At 42.0% G+C, this 19,511-nt stretch carries 25 protein-coding genes; 21 read left to right on the top strand and 4 right to left on the bottom strand.

The annotated features are described in order from the left end of the window. Positions 1-39 precede the first annotated feature (39 nt). On the top strand, positions 40-441 hold the full coding sequence (locus BFP77_RS15640; protein ID WP_099574982.1) for a DUF2452 domain-containing protein: 402 nt from the start codon (positions 40-42) through the stop codon (positions 439-441). Here the strand turns inward: BFP77_RS15640 and BFP77_RS15635 are convergent. Beyond that, positions 436-1,311, bottom strand: a complete 876-nt coding sequence (locus BFP77_RS15635; RefSeq protein WP_099574981.1) for a pirin family protein — start codon at positions 1,309-1,311, stop codon at positions 436-438. The genes BFP77_RS15640 and BFP77_RS15635 overlap by 6 nt on opposite strands. Positions 1,312-1,350: 39 nt before the next feature. Here BFP77_RS15635 and BFP77_RS15630 point away from each other — a divergent pair, with 39 nt between their 5' ends. After that, positions 1,351-2,691 carry a serine hydrolase domain-containing protein gene (locus BFP77_RS15630; protein ID WP_099574980.1) on the top strand — a complete coding sequence of 447 codons (1,341 nt, stop codon included), beginning with the start codon at positions 1,351-1,353 and terminating at the stop codon, positions 2,689-2,691. A gap of 843 nt (positions 2,692-3,534) precedes the next feature. Here the strand turns inward: BFP77_RS15630 and BFP77_RS15625 are convergent. Beyond that, positions 3,535-4,377 (bottom strand): 1,4-dihydroxy-2-naphthoyl-CoA synthase, encoded by an 843-nt coding sequence (locus BFP77_RS15625; RefSeq protein ID WP_099574979.1) that lies wholly within the window; start codon positions 4,375-4,377, stop codon positions 3,535-3,537. A 171-nt stretch (positions 4,378-4,548) separates the two neighbouring features. On the opposite strand from BFP77_RS15625, the gene BFP77_RS15620 reads away from it, so the two are divergent. From BFP77_RS15620 to BFP77_RS15550, 16 genes are all read left to right on the top strand, one after another. Further along, positions 4,549-6,273: a purine-cytosine permease family protein gene (locus BFP77_RS15620; protein WP_099574978.1), complete on the top strand. Its 1,725-nt coding sequence runs from the start codon at positions 4,549-4,551 to the stop codon at positions 6,271-6,273. Between the two features lie 2 nt (positions 6,274-6,275). After that, positions 6,276-7,754: a mannitol dehydrogenase family protein gene (locus tag BFP77_RS15615; RefSeq protein WP_099574977.1), complete on the top strand. Its 1,479-nt coding sequence runs from the start codon at positions 6,276-6,278 to the stop codon at positions 7,752-7,754. A gap of 316 nt (positions 7,755-8,070) precedes the next feature. After that, positions 8,071-8,427 (top strand): hypothetical protein, encoded by a 357-nt coding sequence (locus tag BFP77_RS15610; RefSeq protein ID WP_180272373.1) that lies wholly within the window; start codon positions 8,071-8,073, stop codon positions 8,425-8,427. A gap of 6 nt (positions 8,428-8,433) precedes the next feature. Then, positions 8,434-9,354 (top strand): PIN domain-containing protein, encoded by a 921-nt coding sequence (locus tag BFP77_RS15605; RefSeq protein ID WP_180272372.1) that lies wholly within the window; start codon positions 8,434-8,436, stop codon positions 9,352-9,354. Positions 9,355-9,593: 239 nt separating this feature from the next. Then, entirely contained in the window at positions 9,594-9,761 is a 168-nt protein-coding gene (locus BFP77_RS17050) for a hypothetical protein (protein ID WP_164721425.1), read from the top strand. Positions 9,762-9,951: 190 nt separating this feature from the next. Further along, positions 9,952-10,452, top strand: coding sequence for a hypothetical protein (locus BFP77_RS15600; RefSeq protein WP_143751925.1), 501 nt, complete (start codon positions 9,952-9,954; stop codon positions 10,450-10,452). Positions 10,453-10,639: 187 nt separating this feature from the next. Further along, positions 10,640-11,236, top strand: coding sequence for a YkgJ family cysteine cluster protein (locus BFP77_RS15595; RefSeq protein WP_099574974.1), 597 nt, complete (start codon positions 10,640-10,642; stop codon positions 11,234-11,236). 146 nt (positions 11,237-11,382) lie between these two features. Next, positions 11,383-11,949, top strand: a complete 567-nt coding sequence (locus tag BFP77_RS15590; RefSeq protein WP_099574973.1) for a MarR family winged helix-turn-helix transcriptional regulator — start codon at positions 11,383-11,385, stop codon at positions 11,947-11,949. Continuing rightward, on the top strand, positions 11,870-12,349 hold the full coding sequence (locus tag BFP77_RS15585; RefSeq protein WP_099574972.1) for an OsmC family protein: 480 nt from the start codon (positions 11,870-11,872) through the stop codon (positions 12,347-12,349). The genes BFP77_RS15590 and BFP77_RS15585 overlap by 80 nt, the downstream gene beginning before the upstream one ends. Further along, positions 12,315-12,725 (top strand): cupin domain-containing protein, encoded by a 411-nt coding sequence (locus BFP77_RS15580; protein ID WP_257212996.1) that lies wholly within the window; start codon positions 12,315-12,317, stop codon positions 12,723-12,725. Before BFP77_RS15585 ends, BFP77_RS15580 begins: the two co-directional genes overlap by 35 nt. A gap of 9 nt (positions 12,726-12,734) precedes the next feature. Then, positions 12,735-13,178, top strand: a complete 444-nt coding sequence (locus BFP77_RS15575) for a VOC family protein (protein ID WP_099574971.1) — start codon at positions 12,735-12,737, stop codon at positions 13,176-13,178. Further along, on the top strand, positions 13,169-13,624 hold the full coding sequence (locus BFP77_RS15570) for a pyridoxamine 5'-phosphate oxidase family protein (RefSeq protein ID WP_099574970.1): 456 nt from the start codon (positions 13,169-13,171) through the stop codon (positions 13,622-13,624). The genes BFP77_RS15575 and BFP77_RS15570 overlap by 10 nt, the downstream gene beginning before the upstream one ends. A gap of 183 nt (positions 13,625-13,807) precedes the next feature. Beyond that, entirely contained in the window at positions 13,808-15,034 is a 1,227-nt protein-coding gene (locus BFP77_RS15565; RefSeq protein WP_099574969.1) for an alginate lyase family protein, read from the top strand. A 73-nt stretch (positions 15,035-15,107) separates the two neighbouring features. After that, the gene (locus BFP77_RS15560; protein ID WP_099574968.1) at positions 15,108-15,422 is read left to right on the top strand and encodes a hypothetical protein; all 315 of its coding nucleotides are present in this window, start codon (positions 15,108-15,110) and stop codon (positions 15,420-15,422) included. A gap of 26 nt (positions 15,423-15,448) precedes the next feature. Further along, positions 15,449-15,808, top strand: a complete 360-nt coding sequence (locus BFP77_RS15555; protein WP_143751924.1) for a hypothetical protein — start codon at positions 15,449-15,451, stop codon at positions 15,806-15,808. Positions 15,809-15,818: 10 nt separating this feature from the next. Further along, positions 15,819-16,415: a nuclear transport factor 2 family protein gene (locus tag BFP77_RS15550; RefSeq protein WP_099574966.1), complete on the top strand. Its 597-nt coding sequence runs from the start codon at positions 15,819-15,821 to the stop codon at positions 16,413-16,415. Positions 16,416-16,430: 15 nt separating this feature from the next. Here the strand turns inward: BFP77_RS15550 and BFP77_RS17045 are convergent, their stop codons facing one another. Both BFP77_RS17045 and BFP77_RS15545 read right to left on the bottom strand, forming a co-directional pair. After that, complete coding sequence (locus BFP77_RS17045; protein WP_164721426.1) at positions 16,431-16,571, bottom strand: hypothetical protein; 141 nt, start codon at positions 16,569-16,571, stop codon at positions 16,431-16,433. A gap of 72 nt (positions 16,572-16,643) precedes the next feature. Next, entirely contained in the window at positions 16,644-17,261 is a 618-nt protein-coding gene (locus BFP77_RS15545; RefSeq protein WP_099574965.1) for a LysE family translocator, read from the bottom strand. A 2-nt stretch (positions 17,262-17,263) separates the two neighbouring features. Here BFP77_RS15545 and BFP77_RS17040 point away from each other — a divergent pair, with 2 nt between their 5' ends. The 3 genes from BFP77_RS17040 to BFP77_RS15535 all read left to right on the top strand — a co-directional run bounded on the left by BFP77_RS17040 (position 17,264) and on the right by BFP77_RS15535 (position 19,362). Continuing rightward, the gene (locus tag BFP77_RS17040; protein WP_180272371.1) at positions 17,264-17,413 is read left to right on the top strand and encodes a hypothetical protein; all 150 of its coding nucleotides are present in this window, start codon (positions 17,264-17,266) and stop codon (positions 17,411-17,413) included. A gap of 38 nt (positions 17,414-17,451) precedes the next feature. Next, entirely contained in the window at positions 17,452-17,976 is a 525-nt protein-coding gene (locus tag BFP77_RS15540) for an ASCH domain-containing protein (RefSeq protein ID WP_099574964.1), read from the top strand. An 87-nt stretch (positions 17,977-18,063) separates the two neighbouring features. Continuing rightward, the gene (locus BFP77_RS15535) at positions 18,064-19,362 is read left to right on the top strand and encodes a M24 family metallopeptidase (RefSeq protein WP_099574963.1); all 1,299 of its coding nucleotides are present in this window, start codon (positions 18,064-18,066) and stop codon (positions 19,360-19,362) included. Positions 19,363-19,511 lie beyond the last annotated feature (149 nt).

Here is a 19,511-nt window from a genome sequence, read left to right as displayed (position 1 = left end):
CCCTTTAATATCCTCACTTTTCTGTAATTTTGTACTGCTATGAAAAAAGAGAAAAAGCCGGATTATGTGGTCTTCGATGAAGTAACACAACGTTATAACGGGAAACTATTACCCTACTCCAGCAGTGTATCCGCACCTAAAATAACGCCGCCGGACGTTACTTCTTGGAAAAACACGAACATCGTTAGCGCCAACAATCAGTTTAAGGCAAAATACGAGTCCATTCAAGAAGAATATAAGCGGATGATGCAAGAATTTGAATACAACAATCTGGTGTACAATGCCAAGTTCAATTTTGAACCTATTGTAGGCAAGGTCTATCATCTCTATCGTTCCAAGGACCACAGTACCTTTCTATCCTTGATTTTACCGCACGAATGTAATTTTGAACATCTGGGAACTTTTAAATTGGGACCGGACAAGACTTGGGAGAAACTATAGGCCGGGCAGCGGAACGTAGCTATCATCAGTATCCATCATGGGAAAAGTTTTGTTCTTCCAAGCTTCCTTGGCACGTGTTATCTTTTCTTTATCGTGAGAAACAAAATTCCAATAAATATGGCGTTCCTCAGGGAATGCCTCACCACCAAAAAGTAGTAGATGGGTATGTTCATGAATAACCGTAGTACAGGTATCTTCTACTTTGCTAACGACGATATGACCCTCAGTGACGGTTTCTCCACAGGCTTTTATACTGCCACTTACGATACAAATCCCGATTTCACCCTTCAACTGACCAATGGTATTAAGCTGGTAGGTATCCGTGGTTTTAATTTCTATCATGAACAAGGGAGAATGCACCGGTACGGGCGATTTTCTCCCGTAGCCCTCCCCTGCCACTAAGGTAAAGCTTGCGCTACCATCGTTCCATTGGGGTAAGTCAGCTTCCGGAATATGATGGAATTCGGGCGCAATATCTTCCAAATCCTTCGGTAGTGCCACCCAAATCTGATAACCATGGGCTTTGAATCGGCTTCCGTTTCTAAGGTTCTCAGGCGTACGTTCGGTATGTGAAACTCCACTTCCGGCTACCATCCAGTTAACGGACCCGGGTCGTATACGCTGTTCCGTACCTAGACTGTCCGCGTGCATGAGCTCCCCTTCCAACATAAAGGTGAGTGTAGACAAACCAATGTGTGGATGCTGGTCCACATCCATGTAGGTATCCGGACCCAAGGTGGTCGGTCCCATATGGTCTATGAAGATAAACGGACCTATCATCCGCTTTTTTCGAAAGGGAATCAGCCGTCCCACTAAAAAATCTCCGATATCCCTGCTGCGTTCTTCTATGATTAACCCGATATTTGACATGTATTTCTTTTTGATAAATTTACGACAATCCCTAAAAGAATGAAGTTGAAGAAAAGAAGAATTGTTCTGGTCCTAATACTCGTGGGTGCTGGAATTTTAGTTTGGGCGAATTATCCAAAATTGAATATCATTTCGGGTTTTGCCTCAAAGAATTTAGCCTCGGCACACTTTATCAGCGGACGTTTATATACGGAGATTATTGAGACCGATAATGACATGCCCTTGATTAAAATGGCCGAACTGGAAAAGGTCATTGGCGACGATGTCACCAGTTCCGTTTTTGGTCTTATGGAACGGGAAACGGTCTGTAGGGACGGTCTGGGTTGCGTATTAATCAACGAATCCTATGATAAGACCCAGGTACTTTTAAAACCCAAAAGAACTCGAATAGAGAATAATTTGCCCTTTCCCTATGGAAATAAGGGTATTAAGGATACGGTTTTTGCTAATGTGGATTATGAACGTTTACATAAGGCCGTGGATTTTGCCTTTTCCGACTATGAAAATCAAAAGACACGAACGGTACTTATCGCCCATAAGAATGAGCTATTAACGGAAAGGTATATTGAAGGGTTTTCCGAAAAAACACCTGTCTTGGGCTGGTCCATGACCAAAAGCGTTTTGGCTACGGTCTATGGTATCCTGGAGCATCAGAACAAAATCAGTATGGATTTTAAGCCTTTTGCGGAGGACGTTCGAATGAAGGATTTAAAACATACCATCACCCTAAATCATTTGCTTCGTATGCAAAGCGGATTGGAATGGGATGAGGATTATGCCAGTATCTCCGACGTCAATAAGATGCTTTTTTTGGAGGCCGATATGACCAAACCACAAAGATTAAAACAGTCCGTCGCCGCACCAACGGAGGTTTGGAACTACTCCTCCGGAACCACTAATTTGCTTTCGGGTATTTTAAGGGAACACTTTGATTCCTACCAAGAATACTTGGATTTTCCGTATACCGATTTCATTGATAAAATGGGGATGCATTCTATGCTTATCGAAACCGACATGTCAGGCAATTTTGTGGGTTCCTCCTATGCATGGGCTACGACAAGGGACTGGGCCAAATTTGGATTGCTCTATCTCAACAAAGGAAATTGGAACGGGGAGCAGTTATTCTCCCCCGCTTGGTCGGATTATGTTTCCCGACCCACAAAGAACTCGGATGGTGTTTATGGCGCACATTTCTGGCTTAATGCCGGCGGTAAATATCCCGATGTTCCGCGCGACCTGTATTCCGCTAACGGGTTTCAAGGGCAGCGCGTGTATATTATTCCCTCTAAGGACCTAGTGGTAGTCCGTACCGGATTGGCCAATGAGGACGAGTTTGATGTAAATACTTTTCTCAGTGAGGTCTGTAAAGCGATAAAATAAATTCGATTAACGGTATTAATTGTAAGTTTTTTCCTATTTAACCACAACATACGCCCTCTTCACAACAAGTTTGACTCAACTCACAACAATAGTTTCAATTTTACGAGGTCTCCCTTTACATTTACAGAGTTATTAAAAACGAATTAAAATTTTTCATTTTCATATAGTGTTCTCGTAAAAGAGTCTGGTCTTCATTGATCGGACTCTTTTTAGTTTGTTTCGATTCCACTCACTTCAACTCCGCTCAGTGACCGCTTACAAAGAACAATCGAACTGACAGATAGGACTCCACTCACTTCGACTACGCTCAGTGATCTAGGGAAATAGGGAGTAGTTCACATAAAACTGTTCTCGATACATTTTTGATGAAAATATCAAAAACACTCGAACTGACAGGTAGGACTCCGCTCAGTGATCGCTTACAAAGAACAATCGAACTGACAGGTGAGACTTCGTTCGCTTCGACTCCGCTCAGTGATCTAGGGAAATAGGGAGTAGTTCACATAAAACTGTTCTCGATACATTTTTCGCTCACTTCGACTCCGCTCAGTGACCGCTTACAAAGAACAATCGAACTAACAGGAGAGACTTCGTTCGCTTCGACTCCGCTCAGTGACCGCCTATAAAGAACAATCGAACTGACAGGTGAGACTTCGTTCGTTTCGACTCCGCTCAGTGACCGCATATAAATTCCTTTTACTTGGAAAATGATGCACTATTTTATTTCTTTAATCAACCATCAACCATCAACCATCAACCATCAACCATCAACCATCAACCCCTGTCCTGAGCGTAGCCGAGGGAATCAATCCTTGTCCTGAGCGTAGTCGAAGGAATCAACCATCAAGGCAGCCATTTGTTCTTTCCAAAATCCGGTTTACGTTTTTCTAAGAAAGCATTACGTCCTTCTTTTGCTTCTTCGGTCATATAGGCCAGGCGTGTCGCTTCTCCAGCAAATACTTGTTGTCCCACCATACCGTCATCGGTAAGGTTCATCGCGAATTTTAGCATTTTTATAGAGGTAGGCGACTTTTCTAGTATTTCTTGCGCCCATTGGTAAGCCGTAGCTTCGAGTTCTTCATGAGGCACTACGGCATTTACCATACCCATTTCAAAGGCTTCTTGGGCGAAATAATTTCGGCCTAAAAAGAAGATTTCACGTGCTTTCTTTTGGCCCACCATTTTGGCCAAATACGCCGAACCATATCCCCCGTCAAAACTCGTTACATCGGCATCGGTCTGTTTAAAAATAGCATGTTCCTTACTGGCCAAGGTCATATCACAGACCACATGCAGACTGTGTCCGCCACCAACGGCCCATCCAGGCACTACGGCGATGACCGCTTTAGGCATAAACCGGATCATACGTTGTACTTCTAGAATATTTAGTCGGTGTTGACCGTCCGCGCCAACATAGCCCTGTTCTCCCCTAGCCTTTTGATCGCCTCCACTGCAAAAGGACCAAATACCGTCCTTGGTAGACGGACCCTCGGCGGAGAGCAATACCACACCGATAGCGGTGTCTTCCTGCGCATCGTAGAACGCTTTAATCAATTCACTTGTTGTATGTGGTCTAAAGGCATTACGTACATTGGGTCGGTTAAAGGCAATTCGCGCCACGCCATTACTCTTTTTATAGGTGATGTCATCAAATTCCAAGGCGGTCTGCCAGTCGGGTGATTGCATAGTTCTGATTCTTTAAATTTGAGCACTAAAAATAATACTCTCTGTGGTATTAGAACAAAGAATTGAATGCTATTCTCGTTTCTTAGCTTACGATATCTTCTATTTCTCGATGAGTTTTCAATGTTTAGAAATTGATTATCTTGGCCGAACTAATACCAACCCGACCCTAGTATGGATATAAAAACCTCCGATTTTGACCACCTTAAAAACCTCGAAGAAGAACAACTCCCTGTAGCCAAACATAAATTACACGACTGGACCCATTTTGCGGGACTCTACGCTGCGGAGCATGTCGCAGCAACGGAGTTTGTTATCGGTGCCACTTTCGTAGCGCTAGGTGCCAAAACCATGGACATCATCCTAGGTCTCCTCATCGGGAATATTCTAGCCGTACTGAGCTGGCGATTCATTACCTCGCCTATTGCGGTGGATACACGTTTAAGCCTCTACACCTATCTGAACAAGATTGCGGGTGACTCCATGACCAAATTGTACAATTGGGCCAACGTCATCATCTTCTCCGTGATTTCAGCGGCCATGATAACGGTCTCTTCTACGGCGGTGCGCTTTGCTTTTGATATTCCTGCGCAGCTTAATTGGTATCCGACGAATTTCTGGTTTATTCTCATTGTTTTGGCCGTGGGCATCTTTGTAGTGTCCATTGCGCTCTACGGTTTTAATGCCGTTTCTGAATTTTCGGGCATTTGTGCGCCTTGGCTTTTTGTGATGTTCACGAGCGGTGCCATGGTACTCCTCCCCGCTTTGTCCTTGGACGTATTGGATACGACATTACCTTCCGGATGGTCCGATTTTATGACTTTGGGTGACCAGAGTATATGGACGGGCATTAATAGTGATGGCCAACCCGGCATTGGACTGGTCGAAGTCATCGGCTTTGGATGGGCGGCCAATACCATAACCCATTTCGGGTTGATTGATATGGCCCTACTCCGTTTTGCAAAAAAGAAAAACTACGGCTATGCCACCAGTACCGGTATGATGTTCGGTCACTATGTGGCATGGATCGCTGCGGGAATCATGGGTGCCGGTGCCGCTGTCATTTTAGGGAAATCCATCGTAGAACTGGACCCGGGCGACGTGGCCTATTATGCCCTTGGATGGTCCGGATTTGTGATTGTTATTGTGGCAGGTTGGACAACAGCGATTACGAATCTATACCGAGCAGGTTTGGCCGCGCAAGCCATTTTCAATAAACACTCCCGAAAGAAAACGACCATTGTGGTGGGTATGGTCACCGTAGCCATCGCCTGTTTCCCTTTTGTGTTTTCACAAATACTGCCGCTACTCACCTATGCTGGGCTACTGGTCGTTCCCGTAGGAGCAATTGTCTTTGCAGAACATCAACTGTTCCCGCGAATCGGCTATACACGTTACTGGTCTTCATACCGCAAGCTCACTTTTAGTATGCCTGCCGTGGCCTCTTGGGGCTTGGGACTGGTCTTCGGTTTTGGTCTGAATTTCTTGGATGTAATTTCGTTCTATTACCTGTTTATCCCCACCTGGTTTTTTACTATCGCCGTGTACACGCTGCTCGCTTCTAAATACGGAGCCAAAGAGACCTATACGGAAGAAGCAAAAGAAGAAGAGGCCCTGCAAGAAACCATTGCACGTTTTCAAGAACAGCAAGCAAAAGAGGAGCCTGTACAGGTAAAAGATACTTCTGTGATGACTAAAGCTTTAAAATTTATAGCGATTTCCGCCTTGGTAGCGACCTTGGTTTTGGCCTGTAATGTCATGTTTGGCAGCGCTACCGAAGCCAATTATATCGAAAATCGGGAACTCTTCTATACCTATGCCTTTGTTTGTACGATTATTTATTTCGTACTCGCCTATTGGGCGTTAAAACGCGGGAAGTCTAATCATTCAGAAGCATAAGGATGAAAAAATCAATACAACTCAATCAGGATAATTTAGAGCAAATCGGAAACCATATCCCCGTACCAAACTACAATCGGACCTCAGAAACGGCTGATATTGTACATATCGGCGTCGGAGGATTCCACAGGTCACATTTAGCATATTACGTACACCTTTTAAAAAATAGCGGCGAGGCTTCCTCGCTTTGTGGAATCGGGTTACGTGAAGGCGACCAAAATCTACATGATATTTTTAAAAAACAAGACCACCTATATACCCTGATGGTCAAACACCCTGATGGAAAAATAGAACCCGAGATAATAGGGTCGATTATCGACTTTAAGATGGGTACTACGGACCCCGAAGCCGTCATCTCCCAGATGGCGCATAAAAATACGCGAATCGTGTCGCTTACCATTACCGAAGGTGGATACAATTTCAACCCCACCACGGGGGAATTCAATTTTGATAATCCTGATATTCAGCACGAACTCCGCCACCCAAACGACCCTAAAACCGTCTACGGATTTCTAACCGCAGCCCTAAAAAGACGTCGCGATGCGGGACTCCCAGCGTTTACCATTATGTCATGTGATAATATCGAACACAACGGAGACATGGCTCGCAAGATGCTGCTTGCTTTTGCGGAAACACAAAACCCGGATTTGGCGAAATGGATCGCCAAAGAAGTGACCTTTCCCAATAGTATGGTGGACCGTATTACGCCGGTAACTACTCCCGCAGATATTGATATTCTAGCACAAAACTCTGGCGTACAAGATGCTTGGCCCGTAACCTGCGAACCTTTTATACAATGGGTGGTAGAAGATAAATTCTCGAACGGTAGGCCAGCCTTTGAAAAAGTAGGCGTACAATTCGTACCCGATGTAGGACCTTATGAAAAGATGAAACTGCGATTGCTCAATGCCGGGCATTCGGTAATGGGAATTTTAGGAGCTATCCACGGCCACCCTACCATCAATGCCTGTGTGGAAGATGAACTCTTTGCTAAATATTTGGGAGCCTTTTTGGATGAAGAAGCCACTCCCATCTTAGGGCCGATAATCGGCATTGATTTAGAAGATTATAAAGACAGTTTACTTGAACGTTTCGCCAACCCGAATATTAAAGACAGCGTCAGCCGTATTTGCTCGGAAAGCTCTGCCAAATTGCCCAAGTTTTTGATTCCCACCATTCAGGAGAATTTAGCGACAGGCGGATGCATCAAATTCGCCACCTTGGTCCTAGCCGCTTGGTGCTATTATAGCGATAAACAAGCTGACCAAAACGGAGAACCCCTAGAAATTATAGACGCCATGCAAGACGAATTGCATAAGGCCGCAACAGCAACTTCAAGTGACCCTTTGGCATTTATCAGGCAAGAATCCTTGTTTGGGGAGCTTGCAGAGAATGAGCGGTTTGCTACCACCTATACCGATATGATTCAAGAGCTTTACAAAACAAGCGAGGTCAAGAAGTTGATGCGGTCGTTGTTGTAAGCGCGCTCCAATATCAACCAACAACTTTCAACTTCCAATGACCAATAGCCAATAGCCAATAGCCAATAGCAAAAAGCTTACAGCCAGAAGCTTTACAGAAAACCGTAAGGGTAATTCAAATTTTTGCCTCAATTTTAATCAGTAGAAATAATATCGCAAAATTAGGACGTTACTGATGCTTTTATGTCAGGCTTTCGTCGGTATTTGTACGATTTTATTTCTTTTGTTTATTTATATTGCGATACACTTGGGATGGATATAAATGAAATGTATGCAATTGTACATATATCCATACGTTGGGCATAATTTAAATCAAATGGACTTAATACTTGAAAATCTCCAACAATCAGAAGGTTCATTTTATGAAAAGCTACATCAGGATGGAAATTTTGACCAAAGCCAGTTCGCCAAATTAATACTGTTTATTGATGGACTTAATTCTCAGGAATTAACCGAAATTGAGCGATTTCGTACAAGTTCTAAACTGTGGGAGTTGGCATATCGAATTCAATCCAGTCTTGGATATAATTACAATCAGAATGATGTTTTTGAAATTGTAAACATGGAAGAGAAAAAACTTGTCGAAATTGGACAAGGTCTTGAATATATATGTAAGTCCTTTTCTGAAAACAAACAGTTGGACATGGATTTTGTTCATGAAATGACTAAATAACAATTAATGGCAAAAAAAATTGAGAGTATTGACGCACTTATATTTATTGACACTAACATACTCCTTGACTTTTACAGAATCCGGAAATCGGATATCTCCTTAAAATATCTTGAAGAAATTGAAAATCATCTTGACCTCATTATTACATCAAGTCAAGTGGAAATGGAATTCAAGAAAAATAGACAATCCGTTATACTGGAAAGTATTACTGAGGTTAAAAAAATCGGAACTGTTACAGGCAATATACCTGCAATTTTATCTGATACTAAGGCGGTTGAAATGATTGCTAAATCTCGTAAAGAAATTCAAAAAAAACAGAAAAAACTAAAGGAGAAAATCGAGAACATTTTAAAGAATCCTACATATAACGACCCAGTTTATAAATCTCTGCAAAAACTATTTTCATACAACTCAGAGATTAACCTTAACCGCGAGAACAAAGTAAGATTTACCATAAGGAATTTAGCAAAAAAGAGATTTCTACTTGGTTATCCACCTAGAAAGAAAACCGACAATTCAATCGGAGATGCGGTAAATTGGGAATGGATAATTAGATGTGCAGAAAATACTGGAAAACATATAATTCTTGTTACACGGGACTCCGACTTTGGTTGCGTTTATGATAATGATTCTCATCTAAATGATTGGTTAAAACAAGAGTTCAAACAAAGAATTAGCCAGAAAAGGAAAATTATACTTACAGACAAGTTACACAAAGCATTTCAATTAGTTGAAATACCAGTAACTAAAGAAATGATTGAGGAAGAAGAAAATGTAATCAACACTTCGTTTAGAAGCTACAAAAGTTTTCAATTGAAAGAGGCAATTGAGCAATTAAAAGAAAGGCTGGAATCGAATGAATGGAACGAATCTTTAAGAAAAATGAGAGATAATCTGGATTTTTTAGATGATGAAAATAATGAATAAAAACTATGCCCAACATAGGTAACCGTTGCACAAGCCTGTGATTTTCAAAATACAGATTGAATACATGCCCCCGCTAGCGCTAGTTTCCTCCAAAAAGGGCGGACAAGTGCAACTAGTGGTGGCAAAGGTAAACTAGAAATAGCTTAAACAAATGTAAAGCAAACATCATGCGCTTGCCATTCTAATAATTTAAGAATACTATAAAATCATAATTGAGCAATTAAAAATCAAACTTAAAAATGAAGAAACTATTGGACAAAGAAACGATATTAAAAGCTTTGGCAATATCCTTAGGGGTTGTCAGCTACGATTACTTTTCAAAAGGATATTTTGATTGGATTAAACTGATTTTTATACTGGTATTTTCTTTTATCGTATTATCGGTTTACAATCATTTAAAAAAGTAAAAGTTCGTTGCTTTATTCCCCTCGTTCGCGCTAGTTTCTTCCAAAAAGGGCGGACAAGTACAACTAGTGACCAGAACAGTAAGCCAGCAATAAACTGAAGTGTTTTTCAAAAACAGAAAGCCCTTCAGTTATCGAAGATTAAACTGTAACATAGCAGGTAAATCCTTGTCTTTAGATAAATTTTAGTCCTATGAACCCGATGAAATGTATGCTGTCCACAATGCTATTGGTACTATCTTTAGGCTGTTATGGCCAAGTAAAAATCACTTCAGAGGATTTGAACTTAGCTGTCGGAGATTGGGAAGGTAGCATTACCTATCTTGATTATCAAAGCAATACACCTTTTACAATGCCAGCCAATCTTATCGTTGAAAAAGGCAATAACGAAAACACGCTTATACTATACAATAGCTACCCAAAAGAACCAAAAGCGAATAATTCCGACAAAATTAAGATTAGCAAAAATGGACTACTATTAAACAAGCATAAGATAAGCTCACGAGAAGAGTTTGAAAATGGCAGTATTCAAATTCAAACGGAACATGATGCTAAAGACGATGGTAAAAAGGCACGTATACGATACAGTTATCGCATTGGCCAAGATGTGTTTGTAATTAGAAAAGATGTCCAATTTGAAGAATCGGCCGATTGGATAAAAAGAAGCGAGTTCAGATATACTCGAAAGAAGTAGATACTCGGTTAGCGCTAGTATCTCGCTCGTATCGTCACCGGTAGCTAAATAAAAAAAGGTGCCAATGCTACACTGTAGCCGGGAGCCTACAGCAACTTCTTTATGACTTAAAAACGACAAAAAGGGTGTAATGGAGTCAATCGCAGTAAAAAGCCATTTTATTTAGGCTACCTTCACCAAAAAAATAATGTCCATAGCGCAAAGAGTGCAATTGGTAGAAAGTCTTTTTTATCAATTAGAGCTCGAAAGCGCTCAGTTTGCAAAAGCATCAGGTTTAGGTTGTGTTTCCGGTTGCGGAAAATGTTGCTCGTATCCAGATATAGAAGCCTCTCCCCTAGAATTTTTGCCTTGGGCCTTTCATTTATTCTTGAATGGTGAGGCCGAAAAGATGTTACAGACCCTTAGTGTTAACCAAACTACTACCTGTGTTATATACCAACCGTTTTCGGAAGTAAATCTAGGGCGTTGTAGTGATTACAAATACCGAGGTTTGATCTGTCGTTTATTCGGGGCGGCCGCCAATACCGATAAATATGGAAAGCTGCGCTTGGCGACCTGTAAAATTATCAAAGAGGGACAATCGGAAAACTACAAGGCGGCGGCAATAGCCATCGAAAAAGGAATGCAGGTTCCTATTTTTACCGAATACTACATGCAGCTAAATCAAATTGATTATAAGCTAGGCGCTTTGCTATTACCCATTAACAAGGCACTTAAAATGGCCTTGGAAGAAGTACTACACTATTATGCCTACCGACCATTTCCTACGAGCGATTGCGGATGATGAACGACCTATAGGCGTTCTCGATTCCTTGCAATAAGACATTATACAAGAAAACTCCTACCCGTCCAAGTACTGTTAAGAATAGAATCTGAAACATTTTTACGCAGTTAACTGCATAATGGATATCTTTAAAACAAATTAACGTGATGGATAATGATTTAGTGAAGCAACTGGGCTATGCCAACCTCGATACCCGATTAAAACGTATCAGCGATAAAATGTCGCACAGCCTACGTGCCATGTACCGTGAGCTTCAAATGGATACGGAGCCCAATTGGTATTTGGTGTTATGGATCGTACAGGAAAAGCCGGGCGTCTCCGTCATGGAAATTGCTTCTCGATTACAGTTCACGCATCAATCGGTTATGAAAATGACCACAAAAATGATTGCCAAGGGCTACCTGATAAGTGATAAGGACCCGTTGGACAAACGAAAGACCATTTTTCAGCTTACCCAAAAAGCTAGGGACCATATGCCCCTTTTCACACAGATATGGGAACTAGGAAAAACGGTTACCCTAGAACTACTCCATGGAGATACGGAAATTATGCAGCATTTGGAACGCTTGGAACACAATTTGGAAAACGCATCTTTTGGTGAGCGTATCGCCCGGGCATTAAAAAACAACAGTCATGAAAAAGCATCGTTACCAAACCTTGGTGGAATGGACGGGAAATACCGGCGAAGGCACCCTGGCCTATCGCTCGTATGAAAGAGCACACGAGATTTCCGTTTTAGGGAAAAGTCATGGTATTATGGGTTCGTCCGACCCCTCGTTTCTGGGAGATGCGTCCCGCTACAATCCAGAGGAGCTCTTCCTCTCCTCCCTCTCTGCCTGTCATATGCTCTGGTTTTTACACTTATGTTCCGTACATAAAATCGTAGTTATTGAATACAGGGATAAGGCGGAAGGTACTATGACAGAAGATGAAAATGGAGGCGGACGTTTTACAGCGGTTTCGTTGCATCCTCAGGTAAAAGTGAAGGATTCGCATATGGTTGCAAAAGCCAATGACCTTCATGAGGAAGCGAATACCTTATGTTTTATCGCTAACTCCTGTAATTTCAACATTAGTCATGCTCCGAAAACAACTGTTCAAGAACCCCTTTAATATCGATATGATGAATATTGAAAAAGTAAATGTAGCCGAAAAGCTCACAAGTTTTAAAGAGTATTGGTCGCCCAAGATTGTTGGCGAACTCAATCAGCAACTGGTAAAAGTGGCTAAATTCAAAGGCGATTTTGTGATGCATCAACATGAAAATGAAGATGAACTGTTCTTTGTAATTACCGGCACCTTGTACATTGAACTAGAAAATAAAACCTTGGAGCTACAAGCCGGGGAGTTCGCGTTGATTCCCAAAGGAGTTCTCCATAAACCCTATGCGCCAGAAGAGGTACATGTTATGCTTTTTGAACCGGCCGCCACCTTAAACACTGGTAATCTAATCAATGATAGGACCGTAACCGATATAGACCGCATATAATTATTTCTTATGAGATTTGCACACACCAATATTGTAAGTACCGACTGGAAAAAACTCGTGTCGTTTTACGAGAAAACCTTCGATTGCAAGCAAGTACCACCCGTTCGAAAACAATCCGGGCCTTGGTTAGACCGTGGTACCGGACTCAAGAACGCCAGTTTAGAAGGGGCGCACCTATTGCTACCAAGCTGTGGGAGAGATGGGCCTACCTTAGAAATTTATCAGTATAAAAACAGTGTATCGCAAAATCCCGCAAGTCCAAATTTAAGAGGTTTCGGACATATTGCTTTTGAGGTAGCGGATGTGGAAAAGGTACTGAAAAATCTAATCCAAAATGGTGGAGCCGCATCGGGTCAAATTACCGAAAAGGAAGTCCCGGGTGTAGGTACTCTTACCTTTGTATATGCCAGGGACCCAGAAAGCAACCCTATAGAATTACAACAATGGAACTAACTATAGCAATCAAGGAATATATAGACCGTAGCGTGCTTTGCTGGCTTGCCACGGTATCGGATACGCAAATACCCAATGTATCCCCAAAAGAAATATTTACCTATTACGGCACGGATAGTATTATTATCGCGAATATTGCCTCACCACAAACGGTGAAGAACATACAAGCGAATGCTCAGGTCTGTATCAGTTTTATAGATGTGTTGGTACAGAAAGGCTATCAAATCAAAGGAATGGCGACGATAGTAAATCCGTCCGACATGGAATTTGACGAAATGAAAGCAAAATTGACCCGAATGACGGGAGGCAAATTCCCGTTCCAAACCATCACTAAAATTAGTGTAGCACAGGTAAAACCCATAATTGCACCCAAATACCTACTCTATCCCGAAACTACGGAACAAGAGCAGATTAAAAGTGCGAAAAAAGCCTATGGCTTGTCATAGGTAAATAACGTTGGACTAGGCCACGGTATTTAAAAAGAAAATGTTTTTCGTTTGAAGCGATTCTCGTGGTAATTATTAGCTCCATTATCACGTAAGCCTATATAACTATGCAAGAAATAATGTACCTTGTTTCTATGCTTCCGAAGAGTACGTCCTTAAATTTATAATAGATAAAACCTCCTTATGAAAAGAACCTTACCACTTATGTTGCTATTATTTTTGGTAAGGGTAACCATGTGTAAGAAAAATGAGGAGGTAATCGATTACCCTACTACTATTTTAATGGACCCCATCCATCTTGCGACAACAAAAGCGGCCATTAAAAACGGTGATGCAAAATACAAGCCTGCTTTTAACCAACTTATTGCAGAAGCCGAGGCGGCACTCAAAGAAGGTCCGTTTTCAGTCACGGATAAGGAAAAAATGGCACCTAGTGGAGATATACATGACTACGCCAGTTACAGCAGATACTGGTGGCCAGACCCCAAGACAACCAATGGATTACCCTACATTCGTCGTGATGGGGAAACGAATCCCGATAGTCAAAGTCTAGTAAAATCTGACCGACAACGCTTAGGAACTTTTGCAGAACATACAGAAACTTTAGGACTGGCCTATTATTTCACGGGAGAGGAAAAGTATGCTGAAAAAGCGGCATCACTACTGCGCGTCTGGTTTATTGATAGCGCTACCCTTATGCATCCAAATCTTAATCATGCCCAATGCCGACCAGGGCATAACGAAGGTACCAAGTCCGGGGTATTGGATGGGCGCCTTATCATCAAGGCATTAGAGGGCGCGCAATTGATTTCAAAATTAGGTGCCTTGAGTCCAAAGGAATATAGTGCATTAAAGGCATGGTCCAATGCCTACTTGAAGTGGCTTACCACAAATGAGATGGCCTTAGAGGAAGCGGCCTCTCTGAACAATCACGGTTCCTTTTATGATGTACAAGCCCTATATTTTGCGTTGTATGCGGATAATCGAAAAATGGCAACCCGCATCGCGCAACGATTCGCCCACAAGCGGATTCTTTCTCAAATTCAGTTGAATGGTACTATGCCCGAAGAAATGGCACGTACACGCTCCCTTTTCTATAGCATTTACAACCTCCACGCTATGTTTACAGTGGCGCATCTCGCCAAGAGAGTAGATATTGACCTTTGGAAAGTTGGCGATAAGGATTCGCGATTACGACTGGCACTGGATTACCTTGCGCCCTATGCCGATGAAAATAGGTCTTGGCCAATACCAACTATAGGGGAAGCGGACCGAATGGAATTGCTAGCTATTTTTCAAATGGCCAATGATGGGTATCCCAAAGGCAACTATCTGAAATTTATAGAATCATTACCGCTCGAGCGAAGGCAGATACAACGAACAAATCTTGCCTATCCCCTTATGCGCTGATAGTTTTATTTAAGTCACAATCCCTCGTTATCGCGTTAGTGAAAGCGCCATACTGTACTATCTTTGCAGTAAGATGGGCAACGAAACCTATAGAAGATGCAATAACTGCGGGGAAGTATCCTTGAACGAGGATTATTGCCCCAATTGCGGTAACATCGTTAACATTACCCTAAAACGGGAACTAGAGCGCAAAGCAAAGGTTCTAGAACGGCAAAAGTCACAGGCGAACCCAGAAAAGAAAAGCGCGGTAACGCGATTTCTGGAAGATGTCAAGGACCATGAGAATCTCATCATCCGGTATGTAGCACGTTTCTTCTATTCCATCTGGTTGGTGGTCATCGCAATCGGCTCGTTTTTGGCCTTATTGTTCGGTTATATCGCTGCGTAATGTTTAGGAGTTGGAGCGTAACATATGTGAAACGTTTTTATTTTCCGGTGTTTGTAACCCTAGCGCTCGTAGTGTACACTTTACAACGATTTTCCGTTGCCTTACCATCGCTCATCAATAACTATTTGAACGATTTGCTCTGTATGCCCATTGTCCTAAAAATAGCGCAGCTTGCAGTGCGTTACCTTAAAAAAGACGGCCGTATACAACTTCCTATACTGCTTGTAGGCATCCTCACCCTGGGCTACGCTTGCTATTTTGAATGGTTTTTGCCACAGTTCAATTCGCGTTACACCGCAGATGGTATTGATGTATTCCTCTATTTTACGGGTGCTTTGTTTTTTGTTGTAGTAGAACGTTATAACCGTTATTTTAGTAGGGAATAAAAAGAACACTGTGACAAGCACTTTACCTATCATAACTACCCATATTAAAAAGATATTTTTCGTAAGCATTTTGGTCGTTGGTCTTGGCTGTAAGGATAAACAACAAACAGCTAGTCAACTGGTGAGTGGGTATTACGAGGGTTTTGTTAAGGGCGATTACGAACAGATTAAAAGCACGCTTTCCGATAGTTTGGTCACCACCGAGGGCGATTTTACGATGCCTTTTTCCCGGGAGAGTTATTACGAGAAATTTAAGTGGGATTCGGTTTTTAGGCCTGTGTACCGATTAAAGGATATTCGCATTGAGGACGACGTAGCCATTGCCGAAGTCGTTGTAAATTCCCCTAGATTGGTTTTCTTGAAGAACAGCCCCATGACCTGTATTTATCGATTTCAGTTTGAACTAGGAAAAATAGCCCAAATCGATAATTTGGAATGTCCGGATGCGAAATGGAAACTATGGGAAAAAAGAGTGAATGAATTGGTTCAATGGACTAAAGTGCATCATCCTGAATTGGACGGATTTCTCAACGACCTGACCATGAATGGCGCTCAAAATTACATGAAAGCGATTCGCTTGTATGAAAGTCGTCCTAATTCCAATTAAATCGAACGTTAACTACTAATGCTGCTTTCTAGCCCTTCTATTGCGGCTACTTCTAAAATTTCTACTATCCTTGGTCATGTACGAAAATAGACCCAGTGCCGCGGCAACTAGTGTTACGGTAACCATAAGATAGATTGCTTCGTTTGGTATTTCCATATGGTAATATACGAATATTCAGGGAATTCAACCTTCTTTTTGATTGATATATAGCCAGTTAGGGAGTATTACCTATAGGAGATAGAAAAGATTCCCCAGTCCTACTACACCAGTTAAACAACCTATGATAAAGTTCATTTTTGTGGCTACGGTGGTTAATCTATCTTCTATTCTACTGGCAACGGTGGCATATACTGAGTAAATGGTAAATGAACCGATGGTAGAGCCGATAGAAAAGTAAAAACTGTTCAAAAGGGAATATTCAAAATAATCCAGCCCTATCAAAAAGGAAATGGTCGTAAAGTAAAAAGGTATGGCAAAAGTATTTAAAAGGGACATCCCTAAACCATGCATATATGCTTTGGACTTCTCTATCTCCACCTTCTTTAACTGTCCCTTAGACTTAAAATGCAATCGAAAAAAATTTAGGGATAATAGGATGAGAATACTGGTACCTATCATCTGTATGATGGTAATGTATTCCGAGTTTTTCATGAGTACACTGGCCAAATACGCCCCAATGTTCGCCTGAAAGAAAAGTACTGTTGCGAAGCCCCCAATAAGGTACAAAGCCGATTTGCGTCCACTTTTAAGACTGAACTTAACTACGGTAAGGTTTAAAAAGCTAGGGCTTATACTGCCCGATGCAGCGATAATAAATCCAAAAAATAAACATGTAAAAAATACCATAAGTGATTTCTAATTACAAAGAAAAAGATTCTGACGCGCTATTCTTACCGCGTATCATAGGAATTGTAATGCGAAAGGAATTCGTAACGTTGGGGGACCTAAAAGAACACCCGCATCCGCTTACTTGTTTGGATAACCAAAGAATAGCGTAATTTGTGAGTCAATAAGGTCATCCTAAACACCAACGATTATGCGATATTCCAGTATACTAATGTTCTTCCTGTTATCCATCTGCTGTAAAAGTGAACCCGCCCTAAAAACCCCAGAAATATTATGGCAAGACTATATCACCGCATATCCCGAGTACGCCACCGCTGCCACGCCGGATGTCGATTTTTTTCACAATAACGAGGCGGATGCAAATAGGCTCGGACAGCTTATCTTAGAAGGAGAAAAGACCGCGGCTTCCTCGCTATATTCGCTCTATCAAAAGTATAAGGTAGATGTGCCCCGCCCGGGCGATATGCAAATCGTGACCGATTTTGAGGGTAATGCCCTGGCGATTATAACAACCGTACAAGTAGATACTGTCCCATTTCACAAAGTCTCATCGGAATATGCCGCTACGGATATGGGCACCACTGAGCAACCGCTTGAAAAATGGAAAAAAACGCATTGGGCTTTTTTTGAATCCTTCTTAGCCGAAAGCGGAGAACAACCAACGGAGGATATGCTTATCGTCTGTGAACGCTTTAAAAAGGTATGGCCAGAATAGGCTAAAAAATCAAGCTGTAGTCAGATATATTTTAGATAATATTCAACAAATTATCTCTATTTTTAGAATTCATCAAAATAGCTATTAATGAAAAGATTACCCTTGTTTTTTCTCGTACTCCTATGCACCAATTTATTTGGTCAGGAAGCCATGCGCCGTTGGCGTAAAATGAATCAAGTACGGCAAGATAAATTTGATTTGGTCTTACCTTCCGCTATGCGGGAAAACAACATAGACATGTGGATCGTGACCAATAGGGAAGGTAATCTAGACCCCTTGTATGCCGATATGGGCGAAGGCTACGTTACCGCAAATGCGTATTATATCTTTTATGATACTGGTGAAGAGCGTATAGAACGTGCAGCACTGGGTGTAGGGGGCTATTTGCTGAAGGAAGGTGGTACGTACGACTATTTTGGTGCAGCGGACGAACTGAAGGAGTTCGTTCAGAAACGAAATCCCAAAACCATTGGTCTTAATATCTCCAAAAACTTTGGAGGAGCGGACGGACTCACCCACTCAGCTTATCTAGAGCTTTCGGAAATTCTGGGTGAGGATTATGCCAAGCGTTTTGTTTCCGCGGAGAAATTGGTTTCTGATTTTCGTTCGCGTCGTGTGGCCAGTGAAATCGCCATATACGGTGAGGCAGGTGAATTCTCCTATACCATTGCGGAAAGGGCTTTTTCTAACGAGGTAATTACGCCCGGGGTCACTACCTTGGAAGACGTGGCCTGGTTCATGAAAGAGGAGCAGTATAAGAATAATCTGGGTTCTTCCTTTGGAATGCCTTCTGTTTATATAACGGGTCCAGATGGTGTTGTGGCCACCTCTAGCGACCGTATCATACAACGGGGTGATGTGCTGATGTTGGATTGGGGCGTTGGTCTCATGAACATGTTTACCGATATGAAACGCATGGCCTACGTATTAAGAGAGGGCGAAATCGAAGTTCCCGCAGGCATTAAGAATGCTTTTGACCAAGGTGTAAAGGTTCGGGATATCATCAAAAAAACGATACAACCCGGTGTAACGGCGCAAAAGGCAGAAGATGCGGTGTACGCCGCTTTAACCAAAGCGGGGTTCAACAAAATGAAAGGTTTTAATAAATATACCGATTTGGATAAGACCGATGTCATTATCGGCTGTCACTCCGTTGGCAACTGGGGACACGGAATTGGTCCGTCTATCGCGTTTTTCAATCCCGTACGTTTGGGGTATGAGCTAAAACCTTCAAATCTGATATCCATTGAACTGTTCGCTTATACCAAAGTTCCGGAATGGGGCGGTAAAAAACTGCGTGTTCCTTTAGAGGATGATGCGGTCATTACCGAACGTGGTATTGAATGGTTGTACCCTATAAATCCTAAGGTGTTGGTGATTAAGTGATTTGTTTTGAGAAGCTTTTGTGTTCACGAACGTTCTCGATACAACGTCTTTTTCAGGACGTCACTCGAACTGACAACTCATACCGTCATCCATAATTGTTATTAATTTAATATAAACTCATCATGTCACTTCGAGTGGCTTTTACGAAC

This window comes from Maribacter sp. 4U21 (assembly GCF_002742365.1).
Taxonomy (GTDB): Bacteria; Bacteroidota; Bacteroidia; order Flavobacteriales; family Flavobacteriaceae; genus Maribacter.
This window is presented reverse-complemented; position numbering and strand designations above follow the sequence as displayed.